17 protein-coding genes and 1 pseudogene are annotated in these 15,291 nt (G+C 51.5%); 8 read left to right on the plus strand and 10 right to left on the minus strand.

Annotation, left to right across the window (positions count from 1 at the left end):
- Window positions 1-14 precede the first annotated feature (14 nt).
- Entirely contained in the window at window positions 15-1,250 is a 1,236-nt protein-coding gene (locus KNP77_RS02395; RefSeq protein WP_214888132.1) for an FtsW/RodA/SpoVE family cell cycle protein, read from the minus strand.
- A gap of 86 nt (window positions 1,251-1,336) precedes the next feature.
- Window positions 1,337-1,615, minus strand: a complete 279-nt coding sequence (locus KNP77_RS02400) for an Fpa/YlaN family protein (protein ID WP_070327584.1) — start codon at window positions 1,613-1,615, stop codon at window positions 1,337-1,339.
- A gap of 172 nt (window positions 1,616-1,787) precedes the next feature.
- On the opposite strand from KNP77_RS02400, the gene KNP77_RS02405 reads away from it, so the two are divergent.
- The 3 genes from KNP77_RS02405 (at window position 1,788) to KNP77_RS02415 (ending at window position 3,935) form a co-directional block, all read left to right on the plus strand.
- The gene (locus KNP77_RS02405; protein ID WP_070327585.1) at window positions 1,788-2,255 is read left to right on the plus strand and encodes a hypothetical protein; all 468 of its coding nucleotides are present in this window, start codon (window positions 1,788-1,790) and stop codon (window positions 2,253-2,255) included.
- 147 nt (window positions 2,256-2,402) lie between these two features.
- Entirely contained in the window at window positions 2,403-3,602 is a 1,200-nt protein-coding gene (locus tag KNP77_RS02410; protein ID WP_214888186.1) for a multidrug efflux MFS transporter, read from the plus strand.
- A 165-nt stretch (window positions 3,603-3,767) separates the two neighbouring features.
- Entirely contained in the window at window positions 3,768-3,935 is a 168-nt protein-coding gene (locus tag KNP77_RS02415; RefSeq protein ID WP_214888135.1) for a hypothetical protein, read from the plus strand.
- A 29-nt stretch (window positions 3,936-3,964) separates the two neighbouring features.
- Here the strand turns inward: KNP77_RS02415 and KNP77_RS02420 are convergent, their stop codons facing one another.
- The gene (locus tag KNP77_RS02420) at window positions 3,965-5,281 is read right to left on the minus strand and encodes a PhoH family protein (RefSeq protein WP_016509526.1); all 1,317 of its coding nucleotides are present in this window, start codon (window positions 5,279-5,281) and stop codon (window positions 3,965-3,967) included.
- 32 nt (window positions 5,282-5,313) lie between these two features.
- Window positions 5,314-5,763: a PNPOx family protein gene (locus KNP77_RS02425; RefSeq protein WP_070327586.1), complete on the minus strand. Its 450-nt coding sequence runs from the start codon at window positions 5,761-5,763 to the stop codon at window positions 5,314-5,316.
- Between the two features lie 113 nt (window positions 5,764-5,876).
- Between KNP77_RS02425 and KNP77_RS02430 the strand changes: the two genes are divergently transcribed.
- Together KNP77_RS02430 and KNP77_RS02435 are read left to right on the plus strand one after the other, a co-directional pair.
- Window positions 5,877-6,077, plus strand: a complete 201-nt coding sequence (locus tag KNP77_RS02430; RefSeq protein ID WP_083273976.1) for a YlaI family protein — start codon at window positions 5,877-5,879, stop codon at window positions 6,075-6,077.
- Between the two features lie 329 nt (window positions 6,078-6,406).
- Window positions 6,407-7,749, plus strand: a pseudogene (locus KNP77_RS02435) (IS1182 family transposase); the annotation flags it as partial.
- A gap of 151 nt (window positions 7,750-7,900) precedes the next feature.
- Here the strand turns inward: KNP77_RS02435 and KNP77_RS02440 are convergent.
- Window positions 7,901-8,251: a YlaH-like family protein gene (locus KNP77_RS02440; RefSeq protein ID WP_236633741.1), complete on the minus strand. Its 351-nt coding sequence runs from the start codon at window positions 8,249-8,251 to the stop codon at window positions 7,901-7,903.
- An 84-nt stretch (window positions 8,252-8,335) separates the two neighbouring features.
- On the minus strand, window positions 8,336-10,180 hold the full coding sequence (typA, locus tag KNP77_RS02445) for a translational GTPase TypA (protein ID WP_070327588.1): 1,845 nt from the start codon (window positions 10,178-10,180) through the stop codon (window positions 8,336-8,338).
- A gap of 164 nt (window positions 10,181-10,344) precedes the next feature.
- On the opposite strand from typA, the gene KNP77_RS02450 reads away from it, so the two are divergent.
- Complete coding sequence (locus KNP77_RS02450) at window positions 10,345-10,521, plus strand: DUF5325 family protein (RefSeq protein WP_167615659.1); 177 nt, start codon at window positions 10,345-10,347, stop codon at window positions 10,519-10,521.
- Between the two features lie 35 nt (window positions 10,522-10,556).
- Here KNP77_RS02450 and KNP77_RS02455 read toward each other — a convergent pair whose 3' ends face one another.
- From KNP77_RS02455 to KNP77_RS02465, 3 genes are all read right to left on the minus strand, one after another.
- Window positions 10,557-11,810, minus strand: a complete 1,254-nt coding sequence (locus KNP77_RS02455; protein WP_131465377.1) for an inositol monophosphatase family protein — start codon at window positions 11,808-11,810, stop codon at window positions 10,557-10,559.
- Between the two features lie 78 nt (window positions 11,811-11,888).
- On the minus strand, window positions 11,889-12,077 hold the full coding sequence (locus KNP77_RS02460; protein WP_015881266.1) for a hypothetical protein: 189 nt from the start codon (window positions 12,075-12,077) through the stop codon (window positions 11,889-11,891).
- Between the two features lie 247 nt (window positions 12,078-12,324).
- On the minus strand, window positions 12,325-12,591 hold the full coding sequence (locus KNP77_RS02465) for a UPF0223 family protein (protein ID WP_070327590.1): 267 nt from the start codon (window positions 12,589-12,591) through the stop codon (window positions 12,325-12,327).
- Between the two features lie 184 nt (window positions 12,592-12,775).
- Between KNP77_RS02465 and KNP77_RS02470 the strand changes: the two genes are divergently transcribed.
- The gene (locus tag KNP77_RS02470; RefSeq protein WP_070327591.1) at window positions 12,776-14,257 is read left to right on the plus strand and encodes an aminotransferase class I/II-fold pyridoxal phosphate-dependent enzyme; all 1,482 of its coding nucleotides are present in this window, start codon (window positions 12,776-12,778) and stop codon (window positions 14,255-14,257) included.
- A gap of 105 nt (window positions 14,258-14,362) precedes the next feature.
- Here KNP77_RS02470 and KNP77_RS02475 read toward each other — a convergent pair whose 3' ends face one another.
- Window positions 14,363-14,683: a DUF3055 domain-containing protein gene (locus KNP77_RS02475; protein WP_070327592.1), complete on the minus strand. Its 321-nt coding sequence runs from the start codon at window positions 14,681-14,683 to the stop codon at window positions 14,363-14,365.
- A 75-nt stretch (window positions 14,684-14,758) separates the two neighbouring features.
- Here KNP77_RS02475 and aac(6') point away from each other — a divergent pair, with 75 nt between their 5' ends.
- On the plus strand, window positions 14,759-15,202 hold the full coding sequence (gene aac(6') / locus KNP77_RS02480) for an aminoglycoside 6'-N-acetyltransferase (protein WP_131487806.1): 444 nt from the start codon (window positions 14,759-14,761) through the stop codon (window positions 15,200-15,202).
- The last annotated feature ends 89 nt before the right edge of the window (window positions 15,203-15,291 follow it).

Here is a 15,291-nt window from a genome sequence, read left to right on the forward strand (position 1 = left end):
TTACATATACATCTTTACCTTACTACATGTAGTGATGCATTTTGAACGTTTTCTTCTGATTTTCCGCGAATTTCCGCGCGGCGTGTCGCCTCTCGGTGACGGTTACGCATCGAGATACTGCTGAGCACACCGAGAATTCCCATCGTCATGATCAGCGACGTGCCGCCGTAACTGACGAGTGGAAGCGTCACACCCGTACCCGGGAACCAGCCCGACATCGCCCCGATATTGATTCCGGTTTGGACCATGATTTGCGCGGCAATCCCGAACGAGACGAACATCGCAAAATGGCTGTCGGTATGGTTGGCAATATTTACTGCCCGGAACGCGATGAAAAAGAGCAACACCAAGACGACGAGGACGCCGATAAAGCCAAGTTCTTCGGCGATGATCGACATGATATAGTCCGTCTCCGGCTCCGGCAAATAGCCATACTTTTGATAACTATTCCCAAGTCCGACGCCGGTCAATCCCCCATGCACGATCGAGATGATCGACATGAGAAGTTGGTGCCCGTAGCCTTCTGGGTCCATGAATGGATTGAAGACGACGTTAATCCGACTAACTTGGTTATCTGTGAAAACAAACGTATACATAGCATAAACAAAACCAATTCCAGCAATAATCACCGGGATGATGATGCGAAGCGGGGCCCCGGCAGCTAACCACATCATGAACATAATTACCCCTAAGACGAACAATCCGCCATGGTCAGGCTGTCCATTTATGACGAAGGCATACGGGAAAAAGTAGAACAAACCCGGGATGATGAAGAAAGCCCCGATTTGGGCGCGTAGCTTTTTCCGTTCGATCGCCGCACGGCCGATTCGGCCCGGCCATCCTGTCAGTTCACGATTCCATAACTGATGGTAGTAGTTAGCGAGCAATAAAATTAACACAAACTTGGCGATCTCGATTGGCTGGATCGTAAGACCGCCGATGATGAGCCAAGCCCGGGCACCGTTCAGCGGTGGCATCGCCCAAGTGACAAACAATAGAATGACCGAGAGCGCATAGAGGCTTCGCAACACGTTCTTTTTGCGGAAGTTTTCATATCGGAACATCGTCGCGATTAAATAGACGACAATCCCAAACCCTGCATAGAACAGTTGCCGATAAAACAAGCTACTGTTCGCGTAATCCCCACGATTCCAAACACTGGCGCTGTAAATCATGATCGAGCTGATCCCAACGAGCAAAAGTACCGCAATGAACAGTGAGAAATCAAAGTACCGAAACCGAGTTTTCATGTTTTCACTTCCTTATGTACAGCAATCCGCAACCCGTTATAAAAAAATACTCAAACAGCGCCGCCTGCACAGTTTGAGTATAAGGTTCATAATTCTGAAGCTTCCGCGAGCGCGGATAACTTTTGTTCCAATGAATCGATCAGTTGCTTGCCTTCGACATCTGAAATAAGTCCAAGCCGGACCGCAAAATCGATTTGGCGCGACAGACCGAACATATGTGTATCAAGTACCTCTTCATAAAGCGGGCACTTCGGCATTTTCAAGTTTTCTAATTGTACCTCAATCAAGCAACGGATTTTTTCAGCATCTGCTTCAAGCAAGTGAAGCGCCTGTTCCCGTTGGACTGCAGCCAAATTTGTCGCCACTACGACCCCTCCTCCGTACAATGACAGACTGTTTGTCATAACTCAACTGTACATTATATTTCATCATAATTCAATGAACAGTCTAGATTCAAAGCGTGTTTCTCGCAGTTTTCCTTTTTGCACGGAAGAGCTGTATAATATACATTGTATCGCTAGTTAAGGGGGAGTATCAATGATTTTTCCGTTAGATGGAGCGGTCCGTCACGCGCTGACGATTGACCCGACCGTATGGATTTTTGACGAACGTAAACGCAAAGTCGACGAACTCGACCAAGCCGTCGAGAATGATTCAGACGCCTACTATGCCAAAATGGGGAAGGCATGGGACGACGGATTGACACTAGGGACGCGCGTCGACCACAATAAGCCGATGTCGCGGGCCGATAAAGACGCTGCGCTTCGTGACTCGTTCGCGATGCCGTTCGCACCATTTCTCCAAAACGCCGAGCCGCTCAATACGGCGACGCACGTCAGCTTTTATGGGGAGACGGTATTGACGATCCCGCTCGCCGAAGTCGGTTCGATTTATCTTCAGTTTTCACAAGATGGAAAAGTGTTGGCTGACGGACCAGTCTATGCACTCTACAACAACCAAATCATTCGTCAAGTCGACCATATCGTCGTCCGAACGGATGGCTGATGGGAAGGCGCTCGCCGTCTCAGGCTGTTGACGAACGCGGTCGCTATAAGCGATCTCGTTCGTCTTTTTTTTGGACTTTTTACTTCACAAAGTGTAACATGTGTGATATCGAAATATACTCTATGCAGAAAGGTCGTGACGCTTACGATACCTTTATGGAAAAAGAACTTGATCATCGTTTGGATCGGCAGCTTCTTGACGGCCGCCTCGATGAGCCTCGTCTTGCCGTTCCTGCCCTTATTTATCGAAGAGCTCGGCGTGACCAACCCTGACCACGTCGTCACCTGGTCCGCCGTCGCTTTCGGCGCCACTTTCCTCGTGGCCGCCATTGTCTCCCCGCTTTGGGGCCGACTCGCTGACCAGAAAGGGCGCAAGCTCATGTTGATTCGGGCGAGCCTCGGAATGGCCGTCGTCATGTTCTTGATCGGCTTCGTGCAAGACGTTTATCAACTCGTCGGTTTACGACTCATCATGGGTGCTGTCTCCGGATTCATCTCGGCCGGCATCACTCTCGTCATCTCACAGACACCAAAAGAGAAAAGCGGCTGGGCGCTCGGCACGTTGTCGACCGGTGGTATCACCGGCGGACTCCTCGGTCCATTGATCGGTGGACTGCTCGCAGACTGGATTGGGCTTCGACCCGTTTTTCTCTTTACCGGTAGCGCACTCTTCGTCACGTTTTTAATCACACTCCTGTTCGTGAAAGAAGATTTCGTCCCGGTGGCGCGCGAGCGACTTGATTCGACAAAGTCGATCATCGCCTCGCTCCGTCATCCCCAACTCATCTTCAGCTTGTTTTTAACGACGTTTTTAATTCAGTTTTCAACGCAGTCAATCGGGCCACTGTTGACACTGTACGTCCGCGAACTGAACCCGTACACGACTTCCCTCGCATTCATCGCGGGAATCGTCGCTTCAGCGCCGGGGGTGGCCGCCCTCCTGTCCGCACAACATCTCGGACGGCTGTCAGACCGCCACGGGCCGGAACGGATTTTGTTTTGGGCGCTCATCATTTATACCGCGTTCTTGATTCCTCAGGCGTTCGTGACGTCGACGACACAGCTCGTCATGTTGCGTTTCGGCCTTGGTTTCGCGACCGCGGCACTCATGCCGTCTGTGCAGTCACTGCTAAGGAAACATACACCGAGTCACGCGACCGGACGCATTTTTTCTTACAACCAGTCGGCCCAGTTCATGGGCAACCTGCTCGGACCGTTGTTCGGATCCCAAATCGTCGCCCACTTCGGATTCTCTGCGCTCTTCATCGTGACCGGTTTGATCATGTTGACGAACGCATTGCTTGAGAAAGCGAACGTCCAAGTTTTGCTCCACCCAAACACAAAATAGACGTCGAGCTCACGCTCGGCGTCTCAGGCTGTTGACGAACCAGGTCGCTAATAGCGATCTGGTTCGTCTTTTTTATGCCCGAAGACCTCGAGGCGCTCTGCCCGACATAAATCGGGCTTTTTCTCTCGACTGTCGAGGCCTCAGAAAAAGACAAATGGCCGCCAGATGGGCGACCGTTTGCGTTTCTCGTCCGCTGGCGCCCCGACTCCTGCAGGAAAGCAATCCGACGGAGACCCAGCAGCGACGCAAGTCGCGATGCGGCTCCGGGATTGCCTGCAGAAAGCGTGGGCGCCGGAAGACGAGCAATATCGTTCATGTTGGTCAACAAGCTGAGACGTCGAGCTCACGCTCGGCGTCTATTTCTATAGCAAATCGGCCGCCAATCGGGCGAGCGACGAGCGTTCGCCCTTGATGAGTTGGACGTGACCGAACACGTTTTGACCTTTGAACCGCTCGACGGCATACGAGAGCCCGTTCGAATATTCATCTAAATACGGATGATCGATCTGATACGGATCGCCGACGAGAACAATCTTCGAATTCTCCCCGACCCGGGTCAAAATCGTCTTGATCTCGTGCTTCGTCAAGTTCTGCGCTTCATCGATGATGATGAACTGATCCGGCATACTTCGCCCCCGAATATATGTGAGCGCCTCGAGCTGAATCGATTTGATGCCGGCGAGGATATTTCCGAGCTCGTCTTTCGAGTTGGCATTAAACAAGAATTCAAGATTGTCATAGATCGGCTGCATCCACGGACGAAGCTTATCTTCCATCTCACCCGGCAAGTATCCGATGTCGTTGCCCATCGGCACGACCGGACGCGCCACGACGAGCTTGTTAAAGCGACGTTCGTCCTCGACGAGGGCAAGTCCCGCCGCGAGAGCGAGGAGCGTCTTCCCGGTCCCGGCCTTCCCGAGGAGCGTCACGAACGGAATATCGTCGCGAAGCAGTAAATCGAGCGCCATTCGTTGTTGGACGTTCCGCGGATGAATGCCCCAGACGTGCTCGGCGTCGAGCGATAACGGTCGAACGATCGGTTGTAACGGATCGACGACCGCGAGTGCGCTCGCTTTCGAAACGTTACTCTTTAAGATGACAAATGAGTTCGGGTACAGTTGGTTTTTTGAAAAAGCCGACGTCGGTAGCTGGCGAACTTGATAGAATTCATCAATTATCGCCTGATCGACCTCAATCTCGCGATAGCCGGCGTACAGATTCGTCGTGTCGACGATATGGTCTGTCAAATAATCTTCGGCTTCGATGCCGATCGCATCCGCTTTGACACGGACCAGTATATCTTTTGAGACGACCACGACTTTCCGGTTGTGATCATGCTCATACTGTTTCATCAAACCGAGTGCGACCGTCAAAATCCGGTTGTCATTCGTCATGACGTCGAACGGGAAGTCGACTGTATGTTCATGACCGATCTCAACGAAGAGATGGCCGCCATTCTCGAGCGGCACCCCGTCATGAAGTTTGCCGGTCGATCGGAGCTGGTCAAGCACACGCGCCGTTTCTCGGGCGTTACGGCCAAGCTCGTCCATGTTTCGTTTTTTTCCATCGAGTTCTTCTAGGACGATGGCCGGGATGACGACGTCATGCTCATCGAATTGAAAGAGTGAGAGTGGGTCGTGTAGAAGTACGTTCGTATCGAGCACATACGTTTTTTTCATAAGCTTTGCCGCCCCTCGAAAATTGTTGGTGATCAAGAGTTCAAGCTTTCCTTCACTTCTCGGTCCAATTTTTCCGCTGCTTCGATATCGTACGTCTTGACGATGTCCGGTTGCCCGAACGTCGCCCCGTAAAAGGAGATGTTGCGGACTTCTTCGACCGAACCTTTAAAAAAACGCAGGTGCAGTCCCGGTTTTACAGCCGGTTCAAATTCATGGACGTGCGAGAGCGTCACACTGTAAGCGAGACCGTCCTCTAAAAAGATGAGCCCCGCCGTCTTTTCGCTTGTCAAAAGCGTGATGAGATGCGAGTTTTTTGTCAGGGCAAATCGGACTGTCTGTTGATCGGTCGCCTGCACCCAACTGATGGCGTGGGTGATCGGCCACCGCTTCGCTTCATCAAACGCGACGAGAAACGTCAACGGCATCTCGTTTAACGTTTCTTGTTGCGCCCGGGAAAGTTCGAACGTTGCTTTACTCGCCATGCACTCCCCTCCTTCTTAAACGGGTATATGAAATGGATTCGCCCTTAATGACTTCTTTCCCTGCTTTTCTATCTGGAAATCATGCTATAATCAACGAAGAGGAAGGTGAGACCATGCGCGTAAAGTGCTCTCTTTGTGATAAAGTCGATACGATTGATTCGTGGTCGTTCGAAGCGAAACGACTTCGCAATAAACCTGCTAAAACGTACATGTGCCAAGAATGTCATGCACGCATTACGGAACGAACGGCTGAGCGTGCGGCAACAGGCCAATTCCACCTATATCCATCGTTTCGCCAAAAGCGAAGATGGTAACAAAAATGGACGTCCCTTTAACGGGACGTCCAGCTTGTTGACTAACATGATTGATATTGCTCGTCCTTCCGGCGCCCACGCTTTCCGCAGGCAATCCCGGAGCCGCATCGCGACTCGCGTCGCTGCTGGGTCTCCGTTGGATTGCTTTCCTGCAGGAGTCGGGGCGCCATCGGACGAGCAACGCAAACGGTCGCCATCTGGCGGCCGTTTGTCTTTTTCTGAGGCCTCGACGGCCGAAGAAAAAGCCCTGGATATGTTCTTCGAACCGGTGAAAACGGGAAACGGTATGTATGGACCGTCACCGCCTCCGAACAGGAAGGGGAATCATCATGTACCGAGCCCACATCGCCAAGCGCCATGAACCGATCCACACCGAGGCCTCGTTGGACCAGTTGGTCCCAAAAGACCACCTCGTCCGCAAGATAGACCGCCATGTCGACTTCTCCATCATCCATCGCCTGTGCGCACCGCTCTATTCGAACACCGGACAGCCCGGCATCGACCCGGAGATTCTCATCAAAATCATCCTCCTCGGCCCGCTGTTCAACATCCGGTCCGTCCGCCAAACCATCAAAGAAATCGAGACGAATCTCGCGTACCGTTGGTTCCTCGGGCTGGGGATGGACGAGAAAATCCCTGACCATTCGACAATCAGCCAAGCCTATCGGCGGCGATTCGCCGGGACCGACGTCTTCCAACAAATTTTTGACGACATCATCCACCAGGCGGAGGCTCACAACCTCGTCTCGGGACGGATCCTCCTCACGGACTCGACACATATCCGGGCGAACGCCAGCAAGAAGAAGTTCGACAAGGTCGAGGTCGACGCGGTCGTCATTGGGATCGAGGATGAGCTGTTGGCACGCGTGAACGAGGATCGGTCCGCCCGCGGAAAAAAGCGCTAGAGCCTGCCGATCCCGGCGAACCGAAAAAAAAGGTGATCAAGGTGAGCCGCACCGATCCCGATGCGGGCTACATGTATCGGACCCGGAAGCCGGAAGGCTTCTTCTGGCTCGTCCATCGCACCGTTGACGCAAAGTACAATTTCATCGTCGACGCCTATGTCACACCAGGGAACGTGCATGACAGCACAGTCTATCTGGAACGTCTGGACTATATCCTTCAGCATTTCGGCTTCCCGATCGAGGCTGTGGCGCTCGACGCCGGCTATTTCTCGACAGAGATCGCCAAAACGCTCGTCAATCAGGGCATCTACACCGTCATCTCGAGACGCCGCTTCGGCGGCAAGAAAGGGAAGTACCGAAAATCCCGCTTCACATACCTGCCGGAGGATGACGCCTATCGCTGTCCGGCCCACCAACTCCTCCGTTACAGCACGACGACCCGTCAAGGATACCGCCAATATGTGTCCGACCCGAAAGTCTGTCAAGACTGCCCGCTCCTCGAGAAATGCATGGAGAACGAGACGAACCGCCGGATCATCACGCGCCACTTGGACGAGCCGTTCCTCGAAGAGGTGAACAGGAACCGCCTGACCGCATCCGGTCAATATCTATACCGTCTCCGTCCACAGACCGTGGAGCGCTCGTTCGCCGACGCGAAGGAGCTACACGGACTCCGCTTCACATTCTATCGCGGCCGAGAGGCGGTCCAGCGCGCCAACCTGGTGGCAGCCACCGCACAAAACATGAAGAAGCTGGCCAGTTTATTGGCCTGGAGAGATCTTATACATACCATTTTTTCAATCTTGTGCCGGGCAGAGCGCTTCGAGGTCATCGAACATAAAAAAAGACGAACTAATTCGCTTTTCGCGAATTAGTTCGTCAACAGCCTGGACGTCCCTTTAACGGGACGTCCATTTTTTAGGTTGGTTCATTGACTTGGTCTTGACGGCGGTTCCACCAGAGCCGGCCCCGATAAATGGCTAGGACGACCGCCATGACGAGCAATACTTCCGGGATTGGCCACGTGAAGAAGACGAGCGCCATCGTCCCCGCTCCGAGCGCGAGAATGATGTAGACGATGAGCGCCTTCCACCACGCGAGTTGTTTGGCAAAACCTAATTTAAAGACGAGCAACGTCAATAAGATGACCGTGATGATCAAGGCGTTAAAGCCGACCGAAAAGTCGTTCGCGTCACTGCCGACACCTAATAGCGAGGCGATCCACGGAACGTCGATTTGGGTAATGTCCATCGTTTGAGAAGCTTTCAAGGCAAATAATCCCCCTTTGTTTCCTACACGTCTATTCTACACGAATCAAAATAAAAGGGAACGCCTCGGCGCTCCCTTTTCTACTTATTCTTTACCAAGTTTACGACGCTTGTCAGCTTTTTCACGTTCGTTCTTGTTCAAGACCTTTTTACGGAGTCGAATCGAGAGCGGTGTGATTTCGCAGTACTCGTCATCGTTCAAGAACGTAAGCGACTCTTCAAGCGAGAAGACGCGCGGACGTTTCAAGACTTGTGTCGAGTCTTTCGATGATGCACGCATGTTCGTCAACTGTTTCCCTTTGACGGCGTTGATCGCGAGATCGACGTCACGGTTACATTCACCGATGATCATACCTTCGTATACATCTGTACCTGGTTCGATGAAGATCGTCCCACGGTCTTCGAGTGCACCGATTGAGTAAGCCGTTGACTTACCAGCTTCGATACAAACCATGACACCGCTACGGCGACCGCCGATATCAGCAGGAATGAACGGACGATACTCTTCGAACGTATGGTTCAAGATTCCGTATCCGCGTGTCGCCGACAAGAACTCGTTACGATATCCGATGAGACCACGTGAAGGAACGATAAATTCCATACGAGTTTGACCGTTATCGTTCGTGTTCATGTTCGCGAGTTCACCTTTACGGAGACCGATCGATTCCATGACTGAACCTGTGTACTCTTCCGGTACGTCGATGATGACGCGCTCGAAAGGCTCAATTTTCGTACCGTCTTCAGCTGTACGGATGATAACTTGTGGTTTCGAAACTTGGATCTCGTACCCTTCGCGACGCATGTTCTCGATCAAGATACCGAGGTGAAGTTCACCGCGTCCTGATACGACCCATTGGTCAGGCGAGTCTGTGTTTTCGACACGGAGCGAAACGTCCGTCTCAAGTTGTTTCATCAAACGCTCTTCGATTTTACGTGCTGTCACGAAATCGCCTTCGCGTCCTGCAAATGGAGAGTTGTTCGTCATGAAACGCATTTGAAGCGTTGGCTCATCGATGCGAAGAAGCGTAAGCGGCTCTTCTTTACCGACCGGTGTGACCGTTTCACCGACGTTGATGTCTTCCATCCCGGCGATGGCGATCAAGTCACCAGCTTTAGCTTCTTCGATTTCAACACGTTTGAGTCCGAAGTAACCGAATAGCTTCGTGACGCGAAGTTGTTTGATCGATCCGTCCGTTTTGCAAAGTGAGACTTGGTCTCCGACTTTGATTTTCCCACGGAAGACGCGACCGACTCCGATACGACCGAGGTAGTTATCATAGTCGAGCATCGTGACTTGGAACTGAAGCGGCTCATCCGAGTTGTCGATTGGTGCCGGTGTGTTCTCAAGAATCGTATCGAGTACGTGCGTGATTGTATCTTCTTGCTTCTCAGGATCAGGATCGAACGAACTTGAACCGCTGACTGCAGACGTATAGACGACAGGGAATTCAAGTTGATCTTCATCTGCTCCGAGATCGATCAATAAGTCTACGACTTCATCGACGACGTCGAGCGGACGGACCATCGCTTTGTCGATTTTGTTGACGACAACGATCGGGCGAAGTCCTTGGTCAAGTGCTTTCTTCAATACGAAGCGTGTTTGTGGCATACAGCCTTCACGTGCATCGACAACAAGAATAACGCCGTCAACCATACGCATGATCCGCTCAACTTCACCACCGAAGTCGGCGTGTCCTGGCGTATCTACGATGTTGATGCGAGTATCTTTATAATCGATTGCCGTGTTTTTAGCGAGGATTGTGATCCCGCGCTCACGTTCGATATCGTTCGAGTCCATGGCGCGCTCTGCTACCATTTCGTTTGTCCGGAAAGTACCAGACTGTTTCAATAGTTCATCGACTAACGTTGTTTTACCATGGTCAACGTGGGCGATGATGGCTACGTTACGGAGGTTAGTTCTTAAATTCATGTAGTTATTCCTCTCTTATTTGAAAAGTTTCAACTTTGTATTCAACTTAAAGAGTATAGCACAGGTGCTACCACCTTTGTCACGTTATATAGTCTGTTACCGTTTCCAATTGCGCTGATTTTGCTTACAATGAGATAGAGCCAAGAAAAAAAGGGGGAATTTCGATGCAACTCATGTTCGTCTTGATCGCAATCGCCGTCGTCGCCGGTTTTGTCGGTATCGGCATCGGTGTCGCCGAAGCGAGTACCGCCATCATCGTTGGCAGTCTCGCGTTGAGCGCGGTCGCTACATTCTTCGGCATCAACTTGCGCCGCCGTGTCCTAGCAGACCGACGCCCATAACGAACAGGCCCAAGGCGAGCGCCTTGGGCCTTGTTTTATAATTCTCGCGTCAAGCAGATGCGGTCTCGCAACACGAGTCCATCTTCTTCGATCGCCTCGTAGCCATGGTTCGGAAAATAATCGCGTTCGACCGAAGCAAAACGGAATCCGGCTTGTTGATAGAAGCGCAACTGGACGATGCTTGAGTTGCCCGTGCAGACGAGCAGTTCGCTCGCACTTCCGCTAGCCGCCCGACGGATGGCGTCTTGGAGCATCCGTTGCCCGATCGTCTGGTTTTGACGGTCCGGTTTGACAGCGATGTTGACGAGTTCGACCGATTCCGCACTGCGACGGACAAGCATATACGCCCCGACGAGTTCACCGCCGAGTAAAGCCTCAAACGTCGATCCCGTCTCATATTGCACTTGCACCATCGCCTCGTTCGGATTCGCCAAGACGAGCAAATCGCGCACGCGATCGTACGTTTTGTTCGGTTCAATCACAAGGTCTGGCCTCACTTCAGGCGCCACGTTTTTGGCGATGACGTAATGCTTGATGACGTCCTTGACGAACGTCTCGCTCCCGCCGAGGACCGATGTCTTCCCTTTATAGCTGACGGGTTCACCGTATAAGGAGACGACGCGTCCCCCGACTTCTTCGACGAGAAGTTTTCCGGCCGCGTAATCCCACGGCATATTGCGCATCGTGATATAGCCGTCGACCCGTCCGGCCGCAACCCAAGCCAGTTCGAGTGAGGCGGCCCCGTGCGCTCGTGTCCCGACAGAGTCGCGGACGATCGGTGCCAACACTTCCGGCGCAATCTGTTGGTTCGGGGTCACCCACGTCGCATTCATACTCAAAAATGCGTCACGGACGTGATGTTCATGAAGCTGCGGCAACTTCCGTCCGTTGAGCGTCGCCCCATAACCACGTCGTGCCACGAACAGCTCGTCAGCCATCACATCATAGACAAATCCATACTCGACGACCTCATCGACCATAATCGCGATCGAGATGGCGAACATCCGCTTTTGATGAATAAAATTGAGCGTCCCGTCAATCGGATCGACAAACCAAACCGTCCCTGTCAACTTGTCAGGCTGTGTCGAGATGCCTTCTTCTCCGACGATCTGATGCTCCGGATATGCCGCTCGGATGCGGTCGACGATCAGTTGTTCGACCGCTCGATCGATTTCAGTGACCAAGTCCCCTTTGCCCGTCTTCCGCTCGATCCGATAACTTTCATCAATTTGAAGGCGGATATATTCCCCTGCTTGTTTGATTAGATCAATCGCAAACCATTCCAACATATTTATCACCTCTCTATGTATTATAGCAAACAAAAACCAGTATTCGCGTGGAATACTGGTTGAATGAGCGGTTGTGGGTCAGGCTTCGAGACGCAAAAGTTCTTGGCGGTATTTCTCTAACCGATGCTTGCTAGCCTGGACAGTGGCATCGTCTTGTGACGCCATTGCATCGAAGAGTGTTGCCAATTCATAATCAATCTCTAGGCGCAGCACCGGAATCCGTTTTTCTGCGTCTTTTCTTTTGAATGCCTCAATCACTTGTTTCATGAGATGCCACACTCCTTTTGTTGGGCTACAAGTTACGGTTTAGTAAGTTGAATTGAGTATATCAGATGAGATTCAAAAAAGAAAGAGAATTGTCTGACTATTTTGAATTTTTTATCTTAGTGGATATATTCCCACTTCAACCGGTCCTAAACCTTAAATAACCGTTAGTGATATGTACCCTATTTCTTAAGGTATTAACTAAAAAAAGCAGCAACCGACAGATTCTTCGGTTCCTGCAATTCATTTGTTACAACCTGATAATCTTAGTATTTGATTTCAAGGCCGCTTGGACCGTACGATAGGTAGAGTATCCGGTCTGCTCATCGTGGACAGCGCTCAGTTGCTTCTCTTCTGATTTTGATGTCACGATTTGTTTGAACGACCGATACGTTGCTAAAAATTCTTCCCGATCGACGCCGCCTTCGTTGGCGAGTGCGACTTGATTATAGAACTCGACGACTTCGATCAGTTCTTCCGTCGTCCAGTCCGGATTGATTGGATAGTTGATTTGCATATTCTTCACCTCGACAACCATTGTATCAACAAAAAAAACTATTGCAAGTTGACTTGGAAATCTCTATAGTTTTTTTGTTGCATCGTTTTTCTGCATAGCAGACCAATCATTCACCGGGTAAAGAAACTTAGTATACGTAAACGACCGATCCCATACAAACGCTGATTTCAAGGAGGGCTTACTATTGAAAATTAAAGGGTCTACACAGCTCGACACGCCGCTATTTGAGACGTTGCTCAAACACGTCAATACAAATCCGATTGCGTTCCATATTCCCGGTCATAAAGGCGGAAAAGGAATGGATCCCGAATTTCGTGACTTCATCGGCGAAAATGCTTTAAAAATCGATTTGATCAACATCGCTCCACTTGATGACTTGCATCATCCGAAAGCTTCGATTGCTGAAGCCGAGCGTCTCGCTGCTGAAGCGTTCCGTGCTGACGAGACATTTTTCTCGGTCCAAGGTACATCGAGCGCCATCATGGCAATGATCATGGGCGTCGTCGGGCCGAACGAAAAAATTATCGTCCCGCGTAACGTGCATAAATCCGTCATGTCAGCGCTCGTCTTGACCGGAGCCCATCCTGTATTCATTCATCCTGAATATGATGAGACGTACGGGATCGCCCACGGCATCACGGCAAGCGCTGTCGAGCGCGCGCTCGAGCTGCATCCTGACACGAAAGCCGTCCTCGTCATCAACCCGACGTACTTCGGTGTCGCTGGTGACCTCGAACGCATCGTCGCCGTTGCTCACGCTCAGGACGTCCCTGTACTCGTTGACGAAGCGCACGGTGTCCACTTGCCATTCCACGACGAGCTCCCTCTGTCGGCGATGCAAGCGGGCGCAGACGTCGCTGCGACGAGCGTGCATAAGCTCGGCGGCTCGATGACAGGTAGCTCGATTTTGAACGTACGCCGCGGTCTTGTCTCTCCAGAGCGGATCCACGCGATGCTCTCGATGATTACGACGACGTCGACGTCCTACCTACTTCTCGCCTCGCTCGACGCAGCCCGGCGCCAATTGGCGACAAAAGGTGAGGCCATGAACGAACGCGCCCTCACGCTCTCACGAATGGCACGCGTCGCCATCAACAACATGCCGCATTTATCGGTCTACGGCCACTCTGAGCTCCATTCTGAGTCGACGTACGCCTTAGATGAGACGAAAGTACTCGTATCGGTTCGTGAGCTTGGAATTACCGGATTCGAAATCGAGAAATACTTGCGCGAACATCACCGCATCGAAGTCGAGATGTCCGATTTGTTGAACGTCCTCTTCATCGTGACGAGTGCCGACGATGAGTCGACGATTCAAGCACTTATCGATGCGATGCACGATGTCGTATCGGTGTATAAGCAGTCTGGGAACGATTCTTTATCGATCATGCTCCCGGAGATCCCACCACTCGCGCTCAGCCCACGAGACGCGTTCTACGAAGAGACGGAAACGATTCCGCTCGAGAACGCTGTCGGACGAATTTCGGCTGAGTTCATCATGGTGTATCCACCAGGGATTCCTATCATCATTCCTGGAGAATTGATCACGGCATCGACACTCGAATACATCACGGCCAATATCGAAGCTGGTTTACCGGTTCAAGGTCTTGAAGACGAGTCGCTTCAAATGATTAAAGTCATCCAACAAACGAAAGCAATCCGCTAAACGAAAGCGAGCCGGTCAAATTGACCGGCTCGCTTTGTGTCATCAGAAGAAAAGATGCTTATGATGATCGAATTGCTTCCCCTACTACCCATTATAAGAAAACGCTTACATTTTTTCAAGAGGTGATTCTGAAGTTTTTTCATCTTTCGTCCCTTCCTCGAGACAAAGACGCAAAAATTCAGCAACATGATCGGTGTCATACAGATTGATTCCGAGCATCGGATAAAGCTGTCTCGGTTCTTCGAGCGCATGCATATCGAGAAGGGCTGACTGTCCGGTCTGCATGCAGACGACGAGTACTTTCCCCATGAACTGGTGCGTATAGACAAATCCGAAATCATAACGAGACGTCTCGGTTTCGATGCCGGTAAACCGAACGCGGCTCGTCTCGGAAACGGTATATAATAGCTCCTCATCAAACGCCATGATCATTCCCTCCTTTCTGACTTCATATGTTATTTTCCTTTATACTGAACTTGTGAAACCTAGGGAGGATGACTCATGAACATTCGAAAAGCAAGCGCGCGCGACGAGGCCGCACTATTGACGCTCATGCGAGCGCTCTGGCCCGACGCCCCGTTGATCGAGTTGACGGCCGAGCTTCGTCTCGGATTGCGTTCCGGCAAGATGCATTATTTTTTGGCGACCGACAACACGGCAGTCGGGTTTTGCCAGCTCAGTTTCAGACATGACTATGTTCCCGGCGCCGTCTCTTCTCCGACTGCGTTCTTAGAAGGGATATACGTTGACGAATCCGTACGCGGGCAGGATGTGGCGACCCGGCTCGTCGAAGCTGCCGCATCATACGCTCGGTCGAAAGGCTGTGACGAACTCGCTTCAGATACGGAGCTTGACAATGAGGGGAGCCAACGTTTTCATGCTCGAATCGGTTTCGATGAAGTCGAACGAACCGTCCATTACATCAAAAAACTCTCCCGCGAGTAGGAGGGCACTGAAAAACCTCCGCTCTATCCGAGCGTGAACAGAAAAAAGGGCGATTGGACCGACTCAAGTCGGGACAATCGCTCTTTTTC

The organism is Exiguobacterium sp. s142, from assembly GCF_018618455.1.
GTDB lineage: Bacteria > Bacillota > Bacilli > Exiguobacteriales > Exiguobacteriaceae > Exiguobacterium > Exiguobacterium aurantiacum_A.